The organism is Bradyrhizobium guangxiense, assembly GCF_004114915.1.
Taxonomy (GTDB): domain Bacteria; phylum Pseudomonadota; class Alphaproteobacteria; order Rhizobiales; family Xanthobacteraceae; genus Bradyrhizobium; species Bradyrhizobium guangxiense.
This window is the reverse complement of sequence record NZ_CP022219.1, coordinates 1,634,763-1,653,249: the sequence shown is the minus strand read 5'-3', so window position 1 is coordinate 1,653,249 and position 18,487 is coordinate 1,634,763. Positions and strand designations below refer to the sequence as shown.

Annotated in this window: 19 protein-coding genes; 4 read left to right on the top strand and 15 right to left on the bottom strand. The window is 65.2% G+C overall.

What is annotated here, in order from left to right; all coding sequences use genetic code 11:
* Window positions 1-35: 35 nt before the first annotated feature.
* The 3 genes from X268_RS07840 to X268_RS07830 all read right to left on the bottom strand — a co-directional run bounded on the left by X268_RS07840 (window position 36) and on the right by X268_RS07830 (window position 3,080).
* Window positions 36-983 carry an oxygenase MpaB family protein gene (locus X268_RS07840; protein ID WP_164937606.1) on the bottom strand — a complete coding sequence of 316 codons (948 nt, stop codon included), beginning with the start codon at window positions 981-983 and terminating at the stop codon, window positions 36-38.
* A 74-nt stretch (window positions 984-1,057) separates the two neighbouring features.
* Window positions 1,058-2,206, bottom strand: coding sequence for a DUF3734 domain-containing protein (locus X268_RS07835; RefSeq protein ID WP_128924393.1), 1,149 nt, complete (start codon window positions 2,204-2,206; stop codon window positions 1,058-1,060).
* A gap of 49 nt (window positions 2,207-2,255) precedes the next feature.
* Window positions 2,256-3,080, bottom strand: coding sequence for a 3-hydroxybutyrate dehydrogenase (locus tag X268_RS07830; RefSeq protein ID WP_128924392.1), 825 nt, complete (start codon window positions 3,078-3,080; stop codon window positions 2,256-2,258).
* Between the two features lie 181 nt (window positions 3,081-3,261).
* On the opposite strand from X268_RS07830, the gene X268_RS07825 reads away from it, so the two are divergent.
* Complete coding sequence (locus X268_RS07825) at window positions 3,262-4,149, top strand: LysR family transcriptional regulator (protein ID WP_128924391.1); 888 nt, start codon at window positions 3,262-3,264, stop codon at window positions 4,147-4,149.
* Between the two features lie 9 nt (window positions 4,150-4,158).
* Here the strand turns inward: X268_RS07825 and X268_RS07820 are convergent, their stop codons facing one another.
* Complete coding sequence (locus tag X268_RS07820; RefSeq protein WP_128924390.1) at window positions 4,159-4,875, bottom strand: peroxiredoxin-like family protein; 717 nt, start codon at window positions 4,873-4,875, stop codon at window positions 4,159-4,161.
* 84 nt (window positions 4,876-4,959) lie between these two features.
* On the bottom strand, window positions 4,960-5,244 hold the full coding sequence (locus tag X268_RS07815; RefSeq protein ID WP_128924389.1) for a hypothetical protein: 285 nt from the start codon (window positions 5,242-5,244) through the stop codon (window positions 4,960-4,962).
* A 236-nt stretch (window positions 5,245-5,480) separates the two neighbouring features.
* Here X268_RS07815 and X268_RS07810 point away from each other — a divergent pair, with 236 nt between their 5' ends.
* Window positions 5,481-5,975: a cupin domain-containing protein gene (locus tag X268_RS07810; protein ID WP_128924388.1), complete on the top strand. Its 495-nt coding sequence runs from the start codon at window positions 5,481-5,483 to the stop codon at window positions 5,973-5,975.
* Window positions 5,976-6,143: 168 nt separating this feature from the next.
* Complete coding sequence (locus X268_RS07805) at window positions 6,144-7,346, top strand: MFS transporter (protein ID WP_128924387.1); 1,203 nt, start codon at window positions 6,144-6,146, stop codon at window positions 7,344-7,346.
* On the opposite strand, the gene ccoS is transcribed toward X268_RS07805, so the two are convergent.
* The 10 genes from ccoS to X268_RS07755 all read right to left on the bottom strand — a co-directional run bounded on the left by ccoS (window position 7,343) and on the right by X268_RS07755 (window position 16,770).
* Window positions 7,343-7,510, bottom strand: coding sequence for a cbb3-type cytochrome oxidase assembly protein CcoS (gene ccoS, locus X268_RS07800; protein WP_008550618.1), 168 nt, complete (start codon window positions 7,508-7,510; stop codon window positions 7,343-7,345). The two genes, X268_RS07805 and ccoS, sit on opposite strands and share 4 nt — an antisense overlap.
* Window positions 7,510-9,699: a cation-translocating P-type ATPase gene (locus tag X268_RS07795; protein WP_128924386.1), complete on the bottom strand. Its 2,190-nt coding sequence runs from the start codon at window positions 9,697-9,699 to the stop codon at window positions 7,510-7,512. Before X268_RS07795 ends, ccoS begins: the two co-directional genes overlap by 1 nt.
* An 11-nt stretch (window positions 9,700-9,710) precedes the next feature.
* Entirely contained in the window at window positions 9,711-10,196 is a 486-nt protein-coding gene (locus X268_RS07790; RefSeq protein ID WP_128924385.1) for a FixH family protein, read from the bottom strand.
* Between the two features lie 15 nt (window positions 10,197-10,211).
* Window positions 10,212-11,678, bottom strand: coding sequence for a cytochrome c oxidase accessory protein CcoG (ccoG, locus tag X268_RS07785; protein WP_128924384.1), 1,467 nt, complete (start codon window positions 11,676-11,678; stop codon window positions 10,212-10,214).
* Window positions 11,679-11,799: 121 nt separating this feature from the next.
* Window positions 11,800-12,675 carry a cytochrome-c oxidase, cbb3-type subunit III gene (gene ccoP / locus X268_RS07780; protein WP_128924383.1) on the bottom strand — a complete coding sequence of 292 codons (876 nt, stop codon included), beginning with the start codon at window positions 12,673-12,675 and terminating at the stop codon, window positions 11,800-11,802.
* A 6-nt stretch (window positions 12,676-12,681) separates the two neighbouring features.
* Window positions 12,682-12,846: a cbb3-type cytochrome oxidase subunit 3 gene (locus X268_RS07775; RefSeq protein WP_128924382.1), complete on the bottom strand. Its 165-nt coding sequence runs from the start codon at window positions 12,844-12,846 to the stop codon at window positions 12,682-12,684.
* Window positions 12,847-12,859: 13 nt separating this feature from the next.
* Window positions 12,860-13,594, bottom strand: coding sequence for a cytochrome-c oxidase, cbb3-type subunit II (gene ccoO, locus X268_RS07770; protein WP_128924381.1), 735 nt, complete (start codon window positions 13,592-13,594; stop codon window positions 12,860-12,862).
* A 12-nt stretch (window positions 13,595-13,606) separates the two neighbouring features.
* Window positions 13,607-15,256 carry a cytochrome-c oxidase, cbb3-type subunit I gene (gene ccoN, locus X268_RS07765; protein ID WP_128924380.1) on the bottom strand — a complete coding sequence of 550 codons (1,650 nt, stop codon included), beginning with the start codon at window positions 15,254-15,256 and terminating at the stop codon, window positions 13,607-13,609.
* A gap of 220 nt (window positions 15,257-15,476) precedes the next feature.
* Window positions 15,477-15,902 (bottom strand): CBS domain-containing protein, encoded by a 426-nt coding sequence (locus X268_RS07760; protein WP_128924379.1) that lies wholly within the window; start codon window positions 15,900-15,902, stop codon window positions 15,477-15,479.
* Window positions 15,903-15,936: 34 nt separating this feature from the next.
* Window positions 15,937-16,770, bottom strand: a complete 834-nt coding sequence (locus X268_RS07755) for a universal stress protein (protein ID WP_128924378.1) — start codon at window positions 16,768-16,770, stop codon at window positions 15,937-15,939.
* 198 nt (window positions 16,771-16,968) lie between these two features.
* Here X268_RS07755 and fixL point away from each other — a divergent pair, with 198 nt between their 5' ends.
* The gene (gene fixL / locus X268_RS07750) at window positions 16,969-18,486 is read left to right on the top strand and encodes a sensor protein FixL (RefSeq protein ID WP_128924377.1); all 1,518 of its coding nucleotides are present in this window, start codon (window positions 16,969-16,971) and stop codon (window positions 18,484-18,486) included.
* Window position 18,487: the final 1 nt, after the last annotated feature.

Here is an 18,487-nt window from a genome sequence, read left to right as displayed (position 1 = left end):
GAATGACAAGCTTCAACAAGCTTGGCCTCAAGACGCTATTTCCCGCGGACGTCCATCTGCGAGCGGCCGATCCAGGCCCGGTTGAGGCAGCGCGTCATCCAGTCGGGCTGCGGTTCGCCGCGTAGCCGCGCCTGCGCTTCCTGGTAGGGCCCGACATAGCGCAGCCTGTCGGGTAATCGTGGATAGACGCGCCTGATCCATCGCAGCGCATTGTCGGCCGCCCTCTCGTCACGCGCATCGAGCCCAAACCCGAACCCGGCGCGCAGCCGCGCCGGCAACATCCGCGCCGTGAGCGCGCGATACCAGCGCGGCGGCCGCAACCACGGACGTGCACCGCCGAAGATCTGCGTAGCGATCTCACGCGCCGCCGGGCTGACGGTCAGCATCTCCGATTGCGCCATCGCCGCGGTGTAGGCCGTAAAGCCCGCCCAATCCCCCGGCAGGACGTCTGCCGTCAATCCGAACAAGGCCCCGAACAATCGGCTCTCGGTCCAGTAGCGCTCGCGCTCCTCCGCCGGGATTGGAGCAAGCACCAGATCGTGCGCCATCAGCGCGGATTCGACCAGCGTGGCATGAACCCAGCGCAGCGACGGAATGTCGTTGGCGCAATAGCGCGAGCCTGCCGCAAAGGGGCCGATGGTCTCCGGCATCGCTCCGACGATCATGCCGTGGCGCCGGTGCAGCTGCCGGGACGACAGCAATGCCCGGTCGAGCGAGCCGAACACCATGGCAAAGACGATGTCGAAGGTGCGGTGAAAGCGCCCGATCGGATCGGCAAAGGTCTTGGAATGCTCGGCGATGGCAGCCGCGACCCAGGGATGGGCCAGCTGCAGCAACAACGCGCGACCGGCACCGAGAAAGATGATGGCCTCGCGGTCGATCCGCCAGGTCACCGAGGCCGGGCCGAACACGCCGGCCACCGGTCCGGCCGCGTTGGCGCGGACCTGATCGAGGGCCGCTTCAAGATCGTTCGCGGACACCACTTGCGAGGGCCTTTCGACTAGGGATCGCCGACGATCCGCAAGGCCTGTGGCAATTCGATGATGAGGGAGCAGCTCTACTCCGCCGCCATCGGCATCTCGTCCGTATGCTCGTGCAGGACCACACCGGCGAGTGGATCGAATTCGCCGATCCAGGGCTTGCGCGTCAGGACCGATCGCATGTGAGCGTAACCGGCATGCCAGCGCCGTGTGATCCCGGACGGGCTGAAGTCGATATCCTTGGTGTGGGTCTCGCGTTCGAGCTGCGGCGCGAGCAGCCGCACCACATGCATCCGGGTGGGACAGCCGTAGCTCATCAGCTCCCTGACGGCGGGGTCGGTGCGCTCGCTCTCCGGAAGCCGCGCCGCGAGCTCATTGATGACATGGCGCAGGCGATGGGCCTGCTGCTGGCGCGCAATCTGGCTCGAAATGCGGCTGGAGTACTGCACGTCCTTGTGCCGGTTCAGCACCTCCGCCATCGTGGTCGGCTCGGCGCCGACGGGATTCCACAAATGCACGGAGAAGATCAGCGAATCCCGCCGTGGATTGTCGTCGAACACCGCCTCCGTCGGCGTGTTCGACAGGATGCCGCCGTCCCAATAGAGTTCGCCGTCGATGCGTACCGCCGGGAAAGCCGGCGGCAGCGCCCCCGAAGCCATCACATGCTTCACGGTCAGCTCGCCGTCACGACTGTCGAAGTAGCGCATTTCGCTGGTGCCGACATGAGCCGCACCGACCGTCAGACGTGGCGCGCAACGATTGGCAAGATCGAAATCGACCAGCTCGCTCAGGGTCCTCTCCAGTGGTGCGGTCGAATAATAGCCCGCGTTGTCGGCACCGAGCGGATAGGAATCTCCGGCATGCGCCAGCGGATTGGGCCGGAAGAAGCCGGCAATGCCGTGGGTGACGGTCGACCAATAAGCGAGCTTCTCGTTGAAGCCGGGAAACGCGGCGCGCCAGTCCCAGACCTGCTTCTGCTCCATCCGCTTCCAGAATTCCCTGAGGCGCGCAAGTCGATGCTCCGGCGCGTTGCCGGCGATCAGGCTTGCATTAATGGCGCCGATCGAGGTGCCGATGACCCAATCCGGCTCGATCCCGGCCTCGTGCAGAGCCTGGTAGACGCCGGCCTGATAGGAGCCGAGCGCGCCTCCGCCCTGGAGCACGAGAACGACCTGACCCGGCAGGTCATGACCCTTGCCCCGTGTGTTGTCGTGTGTGCCGTTCATGTCACGCTCCTGCGTTGGTCGAATATTCGACTTGCTGAGCTGGCCCATGTCAATGCGCGGTCCAGCCGCCGTCGACCGGAAGCGCGACGCCGGTGATCGAAGCCGCCGCGTCCGTCGACAGGAACACCGTCAGCGCGCCGAGTTCCTCGACCGTGGCAAAACGCTTGTTCGGCTGCTGCGCGAGCAGCACCTCGCGGATCACCTGATCGCGGGAGATGCCGTGCGCCTTGGCCTGCCCGTCGATCTGCGCTTCGACCAGCGGCGTAGAGACGTAGCCGGGACAGACCGCGTTGCAGGTGATGCCCTGCTCCGCGGCCTCCAGCGCCGTGACCTTGGTCAGACCGACGATGCCGTGCTTGGCGGCGACATAAGCTGCCTTGAACGGCGAGCCGACCAGACCGTGCGCGGAGGCGATGTTGATGATCCGGCCAAAACCGTTCTGGCGCATCGCCGGCAGCGCGAGCCGCGTGGTGTGGAAAGCCGAGGTCAGGTTGATCGCGAGGATCTGGTCCCATTTGTCGACCGGAAACTGCTCGAGCGGCGCAACATGCTGAATGCCGGCATTGTTGACGAGGATGTCGAGCCGCCCGGACTGGGCGACGGTCGCCGCGATCATCTCGGCTATCGACTTCGGCCTCGTCATGTCGGCCGGTGAGTAGCTCGCCTTGACGTCGAACTCGGCGGCGATCTGCTCGCGTGTCCGGCCGATCTCGCCGGCGACGCCGAGGCCGTTCAGCACGACATCAGCGCCGGCCGCCGCCAGCGCACGTGCGATGCCGAGACCGATGCCGCTGGTCGAGCCCGTGACCAGCGCGACCTTGCCGGCCAGCGCGCGTGACGAAACGGACGTCTGCGTCTTGATGGGGATATTCATGATCCAGACCTCTTCTGGGCGCGATACCGCGCCGTGGCTGGAGTGAAATCTGCGGGATCCCCCTGTTTCAGGGAAATGCCGGTTGGCTTCCGACTCCATACGCCCGCGCTATCGCGGGCGGGATGTCATTTCCCGCTCCGATCGGCTAGGTTTGAGGCCCGAACCTGCTGGGAGCAGATCCATGGAAATGCACCAGGTCCGCTATTTCCTCGCGGTGGCGCAGTTGCTCAATTTCACGCGCGCGGCGGAGGAGTGCAACGTCACGCAGCCCTCGCTGACGCGCGCGATCAAGCAGCTCGAGACCGAGCTCGGCGGCGACCTGTTTCGCCGCGAGCGGCCGGCGGCGCAACTGACCGAGCTCGGCCAGCGCATGCATCCGCTGTTGAAGCAGTGCTATGACGCCGCCGCCGGCGCGCGCTCCCTCGCCTCATCGTTTAGGAGTGGAGAAGTCGGTGCGCTCCGCATCGCGCTGACGCATTCGATCGACCTGACACTGCTTATTCCCCACCTCAACGAGATCAGGCGGCAGTTCAACCGGCTCGAGCTGCGCTTCCTGCGCGGGACGAGCCGCGAAGTCGGCGATTTCCTCAAGAAGGGCGAGGCCGAGCTCGGCATCGCCGCCGAGATCGACGAGGCCTGGGACCGGCTCGACACCTGGCCGCTGTTCACCGAGACATTCGATCTCATCGTCAGCAGGGAGCACCGGCTCGCCGCGCACGATACGATCGAGCCGGATGATTTGCGCGCCGAGCAATTGCTCGGCCGAAATTATTGCGAGCATTCGAGACGCATCTCCGCCAGCCTTCGCGAACACGGCATCGACGTCGATCACGGCCACGAGATTTCGAGCGAGCGCGATCTGATCGAACTGGTGGAGGCCGACATCGGCATCGCCATGATGCCCCACACCTCGCTGGTGCCGGAGAGCCTGAAACGCGCCGCAGTCACCGGGCTCGACGCCCGCCGCACCGTCAGCCTCTACGGCGTGGCCGGCCGGCAGCGAACGGCCGTCGCCAACGCCGTCATGCGCATGCTGCGCGGCGCCGACTGGCGGGAGATTGCGGGGTAGCGCCGGCGCTCAGTTCTCCCGGCTCGCGCTCTCCAGCGCTGCGAGCAGGTCATCGATCTCCATGCGCTTGCGGAAATCAGGGTCGACGAAGCGCGCCTTCACGATGCCGTCGCGGCCGACCACGAACACGGCCGGGATCGGCAGCATCCAGCCGTCATTGCCGTGGAATTTCGCCATGTCCTGGTAGGACAACAGGCTCTGGATCTCGGCGCCGAGCCAGATCGCGAGATTGAGCGACAGCGCATAGCCGTTGTCGAGATCGGTCAGGATCGGAAACGGCGCGCCGGATTCGGCCTTGAGCCGTCCAGTGTATTCCTGCGTCTCCGGCATGACCGCAACGATCTGGGCGCCCATGGCCCTGATGCGGTCGAGCGCCTGGACCACGGCGCGGACATTGAGCCGGCAATAGGGACACCAATGGCCGCGGAAGAACATCACCGCGACCGGGCCGCGCTGCAGCAGCGAAGGCAGCGTGACGAGACGCCCGCCCTCGTCCGGCAGCATGAACGGCGGCATTGCATCGCCGGGGCGCGGCGCGGACTCGCCGCCGCCATTGCCGCCCAATCTCGCCACCAGGCGATCGACGGCCTCGCCATAGGCCGGAAAGACCGCACGGCTGGCGTCGGCATAGGCGCGGAGCTGCTCGTTCAGCGTGCCGTCCATGTCGCGGCAGCGTTGGAAGGCAAGCCTGAGCTGTTCGGCATCGGCTGGCGAGAGAGCTGTCATCGTCTGCTCCGGCATTCTCTTGCGGCGAATATTAGTTTCCTGGTTTGGCCGCCCGCAAGGGGCGGCTGCGATGCCGGGACTGGTTCAGTTCACGTAGAAATTGCCGGTCGGATCGAGCCGTCCCGAGGTGGAGTACAGCGATCCGTTGTTCGTGAAGAAGACGGTGTTGTCGGGCACCTTCTTGGCGTTCTTCATCATCGCCTCGTGGTTCTTCTCGGCCGGGGCCATCGCCATCGCCGACATCCTGCCGGGTCCACCATAGACATAGGCCATGCCGGCCTTGAAGTCCCATGTGGCCTCCGAGAAGGCCGAGGTGGCGATGACCGCAAATGCGGCGGTGGCGATCAGGGTCTTGGACAATTTCGGCATGGGGGCTCCTCCGGATTGACGTGAGCGCCCGCCAATCGGGCGCGGTGTCATCGGACCCCGAATGCCGCGAAAGTGGAAATGCCGTTGCCCAATCGGATCGATAGCCGGCGCGCATCAACATAGCCCGCCGCTATCGCATCGAGAGCAAGCCGGCATTTCAGGCGGGACGCGATTTCGGCGAAGTTGCCGCATCGCCGGCGACCACCGGGGTTGCGGCCAACACAGGAGACCTCCCCATGTCCAAGAGCCACGTCAAGAGCCGTGCCTTGTCGCGTCTGATCTGGCCAGGCCTTGCCATCGCCGGCGCGCTCGCGCTCACGGCGCAGCCGGTCGTTGCCGGCGAATGTCCGGCCGGCAAGATCAAGCCGAACGCCCAGCCGATGGTCGACTACAAGCCTGTCGGGGTCACCGACGTCACGCTCGGTGCCATCGACCTCGGCAAGCAGCCGGCCCATATCGAGGGGCGCGAGCTGCGCTTCCGCAAGCTGACCATCGAGCCCGGCGGCATCGTGCCCTGGCACAGCCATGATGACCGTCCCGCGCTCATCTTTGTTCAGCAGGGCGAGATCGTCGAATACGCCTCCAACTGCGTCGATCCGATCCTGCACAAGGCTGGCGACATCCGTCCCGAGGTCCACGGCACCTCGCATTGGTGGAAGAACCTCGGCAAGGAAACCGTCATTCTCTATGTCGGCGACGTCCGCAAGGATCCCAACGACCACCACATGTAACGAGTCCATCTCTCTCCCCCCGTCATTCCGGGGCGATGCGCAGCATCGAACTACGGTGCGCAATTGCGCACCTGAGAATCTCGAGATTCCGGATCTGGTGCTCCGGTCCGCGCTTTGCGCGTCCCGTCCGCACCAGCCCGGAATGACAGATCTGCGGAGCGCAACGACATGACCGATCTTTCCGCGTCGATCAAACCGGCAAAGACCGCGATGGAGGCGCACTCGCCGGGGCTGGCGCTGCGATCGCTCGTGATCGGCCTCACTGCATTCCTGACCGTCGTCGATCTCTTCGCGACGCAGGCAATCCTGCCCTCGCTGACGCGGCACTACGGCGTCACGCCGGCCGCGATGGGCTTTGCCGTCAACGCCAGCACCTTCGGCATGGCGGCAGCCAGCCTCGTCGTCGGCATCTTCAGTCCGCGCATCAACCGGCGGACCGGCATTCTGCTCAGCCTGGCCCTGCTGGCGATCCCCACCAGCCTGCTGGCCTCGGCACCGAACCTTGCCGTCTTCACCGCCTTGCGGGTCGCGCAGGGCCTGTGCATGGCCTCCGCCTTCGCGCTCACCCTCGCCTATCTCGGCGAGCAATGCAGCGCGATGGACGCCGGCAGTGCCTTTGCCGCCTACATCACCGGCAATGTCGCGAGCAACCTCGTCGGTCGGTTGATCTCGGCGGCCATTGCCGACGGCCTCGGCCTTTCCTGGAATTTCTATCTGTTCGCGGCGCTCAATCTGTCCGGCGCGGCGCTGGTCTATTTCACGATTGCCCGCGTGCCGCCGATGCATGCAGTGATGCCGGCGGCTTCGCCGCTTGCCGCCACCATCGCGCATTGGCGCAATCCGCATCTGCGGGCGGCCTTCGGCATCGGCTTCTGCATCCTGTTCGCCTTCATCGGCACCTTCACCTTCGTCAATTTCGTGCTGGTGCGCCCGCCGCTGGCGCTCGGCATGATGGATCTCGGCCTCGTCTATTTCGTCTTCCTGCCGTCGGTGGTCACGACGCTTCTGGCCGGCCGGGTGACGTCAAGGCTCGGAACGCGTTCGACGATCTGGGGCGCGCTCGCAATTGCCGGGCTGGGCCTCCCCTTGATGCTGCGGCCGCATCTGAGCGAGGTGCTCACCGGCATGGTTCTGGTCGGCGTCGGCACATTCTTCGCGCAGGCCGCCGCCACCGGCTTCGTCGGACAGGCGGCTGCCGACAACCGCGGCATCGCCAGCGGGACCTATCTTGCGTGCTATTTCTGCGGCGGGCTGGTCGGTACGGCCGTGCTCGGGCGCCTGTTCGACGCGTTCGGGTGGCCGGCATGCGTGCTCGGCGTAGGCGCGGCTCTCGTCGCGGCAGCCCTGCTCACACTCAATCTGAGGCGCTAACGCTTCGCAGGCGCTTCCTGCGGCGGCTCGTCGTCGGCGATGGCGCGCCAGGCGGCACCGTCGAGATCGTCGTACTGGCCGCTTCTGAGCGACCACAGGAAGGCGACGAGACCGGCGCCGCCGAGCATCAGCGCCAGCGGGACCAGGATGACCAGGATCTCCATCACACGATCTCCCGCGAGGCGCTGCGCGCGCGCAGCGAATTCAGCATCACCAGGATCGAGGACCCGCTCATGGCGGCCGCCGCGATCAGGGGCGTGACCACGCCGCTGATCGCAACCGGCACGGCGAGAACGTTGTAGCCGATCGCGAGCCAGAGGTTCTGCCGCATCAGATGCAGCGCCTTGCGCGAGGCGTCGATGGCGGCGACCACCGGCGCCAGCGGCCGGCCGAGGAAGACGAGATCGGCGGTGGCCTGGCTGAGATGCGCGGCCGAGATCGGCGACATCGAGACATGGGCCGCCGCGAGCGAAGGCGCATCGTTCATGCCGTCGCCGACCATCAGCACCCTGGCGCCGCGCCGCTTCAACTCCTCGATCCGCGCGATCTTGTCGGCCGGCGTGACGCCGGCGCGCCATTCGGGGATGTCAAGCGCCTGCGCCGCGGCCTTCACCGCTGGCTCGCGATCGCCGGAGAGAACCTCGATGCCGATGTTGCGCGCCTTCAGCGCCGCGATAACCGCCTTGGCATCGGGTCGCAGGCCCTGGCGAACCCAAAGGATGAACTTTTCGCTGCCCTTGCTGAACGCCACGACGGAGGCTTCAGGATCGACCATGGCATTGCCGACCACCCCCTCCGCACCGCAGAAGGAAGGGCGGCCGAGGCGAAGCTCGACGCCGTCCACGGTCGCGCGGACACCCTGTCCGGCTTCCTCGACGGCACCGACGATCGGCGATTTGGCACCGGCGGCCTGCGCCACGGCGGCGGCGACCGGATGATGGCTCGACAACGCCAGGCGGCCGGCGAGCTCGAAGATGTTGGCCGGAATGTCGGCGGCATTCATCACTTCAAGATCGGGCAGCGTCAGCGTGCCGGTCTTGTCGAAGATGACATGATCGGCCTCGGCCAGCCGCTCGATGGCATCACCTGCATTGAGCAGCACGCCCGCCTTGAACATCGCGCCCGAGGCGACCGTCTGCACGGTCGGAATCGCCAGCCCCAGCGCGCAGGGGCAGGTGATGATCAGCACGGCAACGCCCGTCACGATCGCATCGTGCCAGGACGCGCCGGCGATGACCCAGCCGAAGATAGTCAGAAGCGCGGTCGCGTGCACCACCGGCGCATATAGCCGCGAGGCGCGGTCGGCGAGGCGCATGTAGCGCGAGCGGGCCTGGAGCGCATTGTCGAGCAGCCGCGTGATCTCGGCGAGCAGCGTCGCCTCGGACGCGGCCGAAACCCGCACCCGCAGCGTGCCGGAGATGTTCATCGATCCTGCGTAAACCGGCGTGCCCTGCTCGGCCGTGACATAGAGCGTTTCGCCGGTGATCAGGCTCTGGTCGATCTCCGAACGCCCCTCGATCACGGTGCCGTCGACGGCGCAGCGTTCGCCCGGCCTGAGCAGCACGATGTCGCCGGGATGGATCGCGGCCACCGGCACCTGCGAGATTTCATCGGGACCGACGAACTTCGCGGCCGTCTCGGCCTTCAGCGCCGCGAGATTGCCGGCAACCGCGCGGGTCCGCCGCCGCATGTTCTGATCGAGGAAGCGGCCGACCAGGAGGAAGGTCAGCAGCATGATCGCCGCGTCGAAATAGGCGTGCTCGGCGTGGTGAATGGTCTCGACCACGGACATGCCGAGCGCCAGGATCACGCCGATCGAGATCGGCACGTCCATGTTGGTCGTCTTCGCCGACAGCGCGCGCCAGGCCGAGCGAAAGAACGGCTGGCCGGCATAGGCCGCCGCCGGCAGTGCGATCAGCGCCGACAGCCAGTGGAAGAAGTCGCGCTGCTCGGGCAGCATGTCGGAGACGTTGCCCGACCACACCGGGATCGACAGCATCATCACGTTCATGGTGGCGAATGCCGCGACGCCGAGGCAGCGCAGCAGGAAGCGCGACTCGGCGACCTCCGCCACCTCCGCGCTCTCGGTCTCGAACGGATAGGCCTTGTAGCCGAGCTCTTCAAGCCGATCGATGAACCGGCTTGGGTCGAGCGTGCCCGCCTTCCATTCCAGCGCGACGCGGCGGTCGGTGAGGTTGACGCGCGCCAGCGTGACGTCGGGGATGGCGGATAGGCCGCGCTCGATCTTGGCCATGCAACCGGCGCAGTGAACGCCTTCCACCGCCAGATCGATGTGCTGGACGCCCTCGCCCGCCTCGCGAACATAATGGGAGAAATCGCGCGTGACCTGCATGGCAAAACCCTTCAGTTCAGGATCACGCGGTTGCGCGACAGGAACACGCGCGTCCCTCGCGCCTCGCCCTCGATCACCAGGTCCCACTGGCCCGGCGCGACGGACGCAGCATCGCCGCGATAGAGGCCGATGCCGGCTTCGGTGAGCTCGACGGCAAGATCGGCGCGCTTGTCGGTCGGCCGCTCCAGCCGTCCGCCGAATTTAAGCCCGGCGATCGGCTGGCCGCCGGCATCGCGGGCCTCGACCTGGACCATGGCACCGCCGTCGTTGCGACGCTCGATATGGGCGTTGACCTTCCATTTGCGCGCGGCCTGGTCCTGCGCCGCCAGGATCTCGCGGTCGTAGGTCAAGCCGGCAGCATAGGGGCTGTCGACGTCGGTGCCGGGCAGCGTCGCGATGGCGAGCTTCATCATGGTCACGTTGACGCCGATCACCAGGCCGAAGAAGGCCACCAGCATCAGGAGGACCTTGGTTCCGGTCAGCGGCTTGGATGACATGATGTTCTCCTGGATTTACGGCGCGACGAAATTGTCGGTGGCGCTCGCGGCGACGCCCAGCCCGATATCCATGACGTGGAAGCGAACGGGAATCGACTTCTCCGGATTGTTCTCGGCCGGCGCCGTGACGAGCAGCCGCAGCTCGCTGGTGGAGTCGCGCGGAATCACGATGATGGGCCGGTCCGGCGTTACCGAATCGACGCCGACGACGTGCATTGTGGGATTGACTGGCCCCTCGACGTCGATGGCGATGGCGCGGTCGTAGCCGCTCTTGTTCAACAGCCGCACCGTGTAGGCATTGCGGATCGAGCCGTCGCTGAGCTTGACCGCGACCGGATTGCGGTCGTGCAGCACGTTGACGTCGAGCAGGCTGCGGGTCGCCAGCGTATAGACCATGAAGCCGCCGACGGCCGCGATGATCGCGCTGTAGACGATGGTGCGGGCGCGAACGATGCGGTAGATCGGCGCCTTGCCTTCCTGGCGGCGGTGGATGTTGATGTCGTTGTCGTAACCGATCAGCCGCTTCGGGCGGCCGATCTTGGCCATCACGTTGTCGCAGGCATCGATGCAGAGACCGCACTGGATGCATTCCATCTGCGGTCCGTTGCGGATGTCGATGCCGGTCGGGCAGACCGCGACGCACTGGTAGCAATCGACGCAATCGCCGACCTGCTGGCCGAGCGCGCGCAGCTCGGCGGCCTTCTTGACCGAGGTGCGCTTCTCGCCGCGGTCGTAGCGATAGGTGACGTTCAGCGCCCATTCGTCGGTGAGCGCGGCCTGGATGCGCGGCCACGGGCACATATAGGTGCAGACCTGCTCGCGCATGAAGCCGGCGAGCAGATAGGTCGAGGCCGTGAGGATGCCGATCCAGATATAGGCGATCATCGGGCCCTGGAAGGTGACGAGTTCCTTCACCAGGGTCGGCGCGTCGTTGAAGTAGAGCACCCAGGCGCCGCCGGTCCACCAGGCAATCATCAGCCAGATCGAATGCTTGAGCACGATCTCGGAGATCCGCTCGAGCTTCAAGGGATCGGACGATTTGTCTTTCTTCATCCGCTCGCGCCGGTCACCCTCGATCAGGCGCTCGACGGCATAGAACAGGTCGGTCCACACCGTCTGCGGGCAGAGATAGCCGCACCAGATACGGCCACCGACCGAGTTCATCAGGAACAGCGCCACCGCGGCCACGATCAACAGGCCGGTGAAGTAGTAGACCTCCTGCGGCCACAGCTCGATGAAGAAGAAATAGAAGCGGCTGTTGGGCAGGTCGATCAGCACCGCCTGGCTGGGGGCGCCGAGGCCGCGGTTCCAACGCACGAACGGCAGGAAGTAATAGACGCCGAGGCAGAACGCCATCAGCGCCCATTTGATCCGGCGGAACGTGCCGGAGACGCTCTGGGGGTAGACCTTCTTGCGGGCCGCGTAGAGCGGCCCGACGTCGTCCGCAGGCTTCAGTTCGTTCGGGTTGACGGTCTTGTTCATCGCCTAGAGCTTCTCGAAGAGGTGCGATTAAACCTAGACCCGACATCGCCGCGTCAGTTGATCCAGCTCAAACGGGGGCACTTTTGTGCACCCCCGCCTGAATCTTTGAGCCGCGGATCCGCTACTTTCCACCGCCCAGCGAGTGGACGTAGACCGCCATCGCCTTGATGGTGGCGGGATCGAGCCGCCCTTCCCAGGCCGGCATCACCCCGGCGCGGCCCTGGCTGATGGTCTCGATCAGGGTCGCCTCGTCGGAACCGTAGAGCCAGATTTTGTCGGTCAGGTTCGGTGCGCCCATCTCCTGGTTGCCCTTGCCGCCGTCGCCATGGCAGGCGACGCAGTTTTCCGCAAAAATCTTCGCGCCCTTGGCGGCATCGAAGCCGTTACGGGTCGACAGGCCCGACAGCGACCGCACGTAATTGGCGACCGTGGCGATCTCGTCCGGCTTCAGCACGCCGTCCTTGCCGAAGGCGAGCATCTGGCCCTCATGCGTCTTGGCATGACCGGAACGCGCGCCGAACTGGATGGTCTGCATGATCTGGTCGAGCGTGCCGCCCCACAGCCAGTCGTCGTCGTTCAGGTTCGGATAGCCCTTCGCGCCGGCACCGCCGGAGCCGTGGCACGGCGCGCAATTGTCGCCGAACACAGTCTTGCCCTTGGCACGGGCGAGCGCCAGCAAGGCCGGATCCTTCTCGATGTCGGCGAGCGGGGCCGCACCCAGCGCCGCCATCTTGTCACCACGGATCTTCTCGAGGTTAGCGAGCTCGACCGCGACGTCGGCGCGCGAGGAATAGCCGAACACGCCCGTGGTATTGCTGGCGATCAGCGGCCATGCCGGATAGACGATCCAGTAGCCGATCGCCCAGACGATGGTGAGGTAAAAGGTGATCACCCACCAGCGGGGCAGCGGGGTGTTGAGCTCCTTGATGCCGTCCCACTCGTGCCCGGTCGTGGACTTGCCGGAGACGGAATCGATGTCGCTATGATGATCGGTCATGGTGTCTCACTCCTCCCGCAACGGCAGGTGCGCTGCTTCATCGAAGGCAGCCTTGTTACGGGGCCAAAAAGCGTAGGCGATGATCGCGAGAAAGATCGCGACGAACGCCGGCGTCCAGATCGTCGTCACGAGCTCGGACGCTAGATTATGGACTGTCAGGATAGCTTTCATCGTTCATGCCTTCTCAGCGAAGATTGGCTTTCTCGTTGTAGATCTTGAAGTCGACCAGCGTGCCCAGCATCTGCAGATACGCAATCAGCGCGTCCATCTCGGTCGGCGTTCCGGCCTTGCCGTCGAAATTGCGCACGACGGCCTTGGCGTAGCGCTTGTTGAAGGCGTCGGTGCCGGCATTCTCCGGATCGGCCTGGGCCTTCAGATCGGCGCCCGCGCTGGCGATCTGGTCGTCCGTGTAGGGCACACCGACGGTCCGCAGCGTGCGCATGTGGTCGGCGATCGCGTCCGGGTCGACTTCGTTCCGGCTGAGGAACGGATAGCCCGGCATCACCGACTGCGGCACGATCGCGCGCGGGTTGGTCAGATGGGTCACGTGCCAGTCGTCGGAATATTTGGCGCCGACGCGGGCGAGGTCCGGACCGGTGCGCTTGGAGCCCCACTGGAACGGATGGTCGAACATGCTCTCCGCGGCGAGCGAGAAGTGGCCGTAGCGCTCGACCTCGTCGCGCAGCGGCCGGATCATCTGCGAATGGCAGAGATAGCAGCCCTCGCGGACGTAGACGTTGCGCCCCGCCAGCTCCAGCGGCGTATAGGGTCTCACCCCGTCGACCTTCTCGATCGTGCTCTTGAGGTAGAATAACGGGGTGATTTCGACGAGACCGCCGATCGCGATCACCAGCAGGATGCCGACGATCAGGATGATCGAGTTCTTTTCGAAGATTTGGTGGCGTGTCCAGAACGACATTGCTTTAGCTCCTCATTCCGCCGGCTGAAGAGCGACGGGCATCTGGGCTTCCTGTTCGCCGACGCGAACCGTCATCCAGAGATTGTAGGCCATGATCAGCGAGCCGATCAGGAACAGGCCGCCGCCGGCTGCGCGGATGATGTAGAAGGGATGCATCGCCTCGACGGTCTCGATGAAGGAATATTCGAGGAAGCCGAGCGAGGTGTAGGCGCGCCACATCAGACCCTGCAGGATGCCGGACACCCACATCGCCGAGATGTAGAGAACGATGCCGAGCGTGGCGATCCAGAAGTGCCAGTTGACGAGCTTCAGGCTGTAGAGGCCCTTGCGGTTCCAGGCCCACGGCACCAGGCAATAGAGCGCGCCGAAGGAGACGAAGCCGACCCAGCCGAGCGCGCCCGAATGCACGTGACCGATGGTCCAGTCGGTGTAGTGGCTGAGCGAGTTGACCACCTTGATCGACATCATCGGGCCTTCGAAGGTCGACATGCCGTAGAAGGCGACGGAGACGACGAGCATGCGCAGCACGGGGTCGGTGCGCAGCTTGTCCCACGCACCCGACAGCGTCATCAGGCCGTTGATCATGCCGCCCCAGGAGGGCATCCACAGCATGATCGAGAAGGTCATGCCGAGCGTCTGCGTCCAGTCCGGCAGCGCCGTGTAGTGCAGATGGTGCGGGCCGGCCCAGATATAGAGGAAGATCAGCGCCCAGAAGTGGATGATCGACAGCCGGTAGGAATAGATCGGCCGCTCGGCGCGCTTCGGGATGAAGTAGTACATGATGGCGAGGAAGCCGGCGGTCAGGAAGAAGCCGACCGCATTGTGGCCGTACCACCATTGGAACATGGCGTCCTGGATGCCGCCCCAGGCGATGTAGGACTTGGAGCCGAACACAGAGACGGGCAGCGCGGGGTTGTTGCCGAGATGCAGCACCGCGATCGTCACCATGAAAGCGAGATAGAACCAGTTCGCGACGAAGATGTGCGGTTCCTTGCGCTTGATGACGGTGACGAGGAAGACCAGCAGATAAACCACCCAGACGATGGTCAGCCAGAGATCCGAGTACCATTCGGGCTCGGCGTATTCCTTGCCTTGCGTGACGCCGAGCAGATAGCCGGTGCCGGCGATCAGAATGAAGAAATTGTAGCCGATCACGACGAACCACGGTGCGAGATCACCGGCGAGGCGCGCGCGGCAGGACTTCTGCACAACGTAGAAGGAGGTCGCGATCAGCACGTTGCCGCCGAAGGCGAAGATCACCGCCGAAGTGTGCAGCGGTCGCAAGCGACCGAAGCTGGTCCAGGGCAGGTCGAAGTTCAACGCCGGCCAAGCCAGCTGCGAGGCGATGATTAGGCCGACGAGGAAGCCGGCAATGCCCCAGAACATCGCCATGAACGCGGAGAACTTGATCGGGCCCATGTTGTAGTTCGGGCGGCCGTTGATTTCCTGCGGCGGCAGCGCCGCCGGGCGGTCGAGGTAGCGGTTGATGATGACGAACACCGCCGCCAGGCTCGCCGCCGCGCTGAGCGCGGCATGGAAGGCGAAGGGCGCATCGAGCGCCTTGGCCGAAGCGATCACGCAGAGGAAGGCGGTGACTGCGAACACGACAGCCAAGCCGCTTTCACCGATGGTCATGGATTTGGAAATGGAGGGCTGGCTCATGCGGATTCTCTCTGAAAGAACACAACGCCAGAAACCACATTCACCCTCACCGGGAATTGATTTCAATCAAGAGCGGCACTTAAGTTCTTCGGAGCGGGCGAGGTCGTGCTGGTTCCCTTCAAAATCTCGACGCACGCAGGCCAACCCGGCATGACGCACAAACGCAAACAGCCTCCGTACAATCACGGAGGCGACAATGAACTCGATCAGGGATGGCCCGTCAGTCGCGCGCCGTCGCCTTGAGTGCTGCGATAACGTCCTCGCGGGCGATGATCCCGACCAGCTTCTGCGTGCTGTCGAGCACGATGATGCTCCTGATGCGGTGTTCGACCATGATCTGGAGCACGCGCGTCAGCCGCGTGTCGGGGCTGACATAGATGAACTCGGGAGTCATGACGTCGCCGATCTTGCGGCTCATCAGGTCGTGATAGCGCGGCAGCATCTGGCTCGGCGTGAAGGCGAAGCACTTCAGGATGTCGAATTTGGTGACGATGCCGACCACTTGGCCGTCGTCCTCGACCGGATAGGAGTTGAAATCGTCGGTCTCGAACATCTCGCTGAGCTCGAGCAGGTCGCGGTCACGCTGCACCACCTTGACGTTGCGCGTCATGTAGCCGTCAACGGTCTGTTCAAGAAATTTGTACACGACGCGTCCTCCTCGATTCGATCCTGGCCGGCCGTCAATGCGACAGCAGCACGCTGCGGGCAGTCTGCGTGACCAGATATTGGGTGACGCCCCCCAGGATCAGTTCGCGAAATCTCGAATGACCATATGCGCCTGCAACGATCAGGCCGGCATCGACCTCGCCGGCGACTTTCTCCAGTTGCGCGGCGGCGGTTTCGTTCCGAGCGCCCTCGCAGATGCGCGCCGTCGCGGTGACGCCGTGGCGGGCGAGCCAGGCGGCCACGTCGGTGACGCCGGCCATCACGAGCGAGCGGTCGTCGTCGCCCTCCGGAATCGTGGCGATGGTGACGTCCCTTGCCTTGCGCAGCATCGGCAGCGCATCGGCCACCGCCCGCCGCGCCTCCGGCGTGTCCTTCCACGCCACCAGCACGCTACGCAGATCGAGCCAGTTGACCCGGTCGGGAACGACGAGAAGCGGGCGACCGGCCTGCATCACCAGATCCTTCGGGCTTGCCAGCGCGAAGGCGTCGGAGAAGGCCGGGCTCTGCCCGCCGCTGACGACGATGTCGGCGCAACGCGCCTGCGCGAGGGCGAATCGTACCGGGAAATCCATGGCGCTGCGCCACTCCGCATGTCCGCCACGATTCTTCGTAGCGGCCCGGAATTGCGCCTCGAGACCGGCCAGCCGCCGCTCGACCGAAGCTTCGCCGTCGTCGATCAGCGCCTGGGCCTCGGCGCCATCGGTGAAATAGAGCGGCGGCGCGAACCGCGCCGCGGCGATCCCGACGATGGTCGCCTCGAATCGTTCGGCGAGTTCGCCGGCGACCTGGAGACGCGCCTCGTTGGGCTGATCGAGCGCCAAGCTGACCATCACGGTCGCGTATGTCATCGAAATTCTCCGGTGCAGAAACTTTGGCGAAACTTACGCCTGCCTCCACACATGGGGATGAGATAGATCAAGAAGGCTACGGGCGCCCGGCTTGCCGTCAATCCGCAAGCGACGGAACTTGCCTCCGGCCCGGCCTTGAGCGACATTAGGGGAGCGGTAACGGCGTCCGGAGCCGCCGCATCGAGATAGGAGCACCATTTGTCGCCGCCCCCCGTAACGTACTCGCAGGACGATAGTCGGGGCGAACGTTTTCGCGTTCGGATCGAAGGATTTGGCGTCGGCACCTGGGATCTCGACCTCACGACACGGGACTTGGACTGGTCCGATACCGCCAAGGCCCTGCTCGGCATCGAGCGGGATCAGCCGGCGAGCTACGAGCTGTTCCTGTCGCGGCTTCAGCCCGCGGACAGAGAGCGGGTCGAGAGCGCAATCAAGCGCGTTTCCGAGCGTGGCGGCGGCTTCGACGTGTCTTTCAAGGTCGCGAATGCCTCCGGCAGCGGACAGTGGATTCGCGCCCGGGCCGGACTCATTCGCGACGAAGATGGCGTCGCCCGTCATCTCAGCGGCATCTTTCTCGACGTCGACGAGGAAAAGCAGGTCGAGGAGGCGCTGCGCACGCGCGAGAGCCACCTCCGCTCCATTCTCCAAACCATTCCCGATGCCATGATCGTCATCGATGGCCACGGCATCATGCAGCTGTTCAGCACGGCCGCGGAGCGCCTGTTCGGCTGGTCCGAGCACGAGGCAATCGGCCAGAACGTCAGCATCCTGATGCCGGAACCCGATCGCACCCGGCACGACAGCTACATCGCCCGTTACCGCACCACGAACGATCCGCACATCATCGGCATCGGCCGCATCGTGACCGGCAAGCGCCGCGACGGCACGACCTTTCCGATGCACCTGTCGATCGGCGAGATGGAATCCGGCGGCGAGCCCTATTTCACGGGCTTCGTGCGCGACCTTACGGAGCACCAGCAGACCCAGGCCCGGCTGCAGGAATTGCAATCCGAGCTCGTCCACGTCTCGCGGCTGACTGCGATGGGTGAAATGGCCTCCGCGCTCGCCCACGAGCTCAACCAGCCGCTGGCCGCGATCAGCAATTACATGAAGGGGTCGCGGCGCCTCCTCGCCGGCAGCAGCGATCCCAACACGCCGAAGGTCGAAAACGCGCTGGATCGCGCGGCGGAGCAGGCCCTGCGCGCCGGCCAGATCATCCGGCGCCTGCGCGACTTCGTCTCCCGCGGCGAGTCGGAGAAGAGGGTCGAGAGCCTGTCCAAGCTGATCGAGGAGGCCGGCGCGCTCGGGCTCGCCGGCGCGCGCGAGCAGAACGTGCAGCTCCGCTTCAGCCTCGATCCCGACGCCGATCTCGTCCTCGCCGACCGGGTGCAAATCCAGCAGGTGCTGGTCAATCTGTTTCGCAACGCGCTGGAGGCGATGGCGCAGTCGCCGCGCCGCGAGCTCGTCGTCGCCAACACCCGCGTCGCGGACGATATGATCGAGGTGGAGGTGTCCGACACCGGCTCGGGCTTCCGGGACGACGTGATTCCAAACCTGTTCCAGACCTTCTTCACCACCAAGGACACCGGCATGGGCGTGGGGCTCTCCATCAGCCGCTCGATCATCGAGGCTCATGGCGGTCGCATGTGGGCCGAGAGCAACGCAGCTGGCGGAGCGACATTCCGCTTCACCTTGCCGGCAACCGACGAGAGCTGAT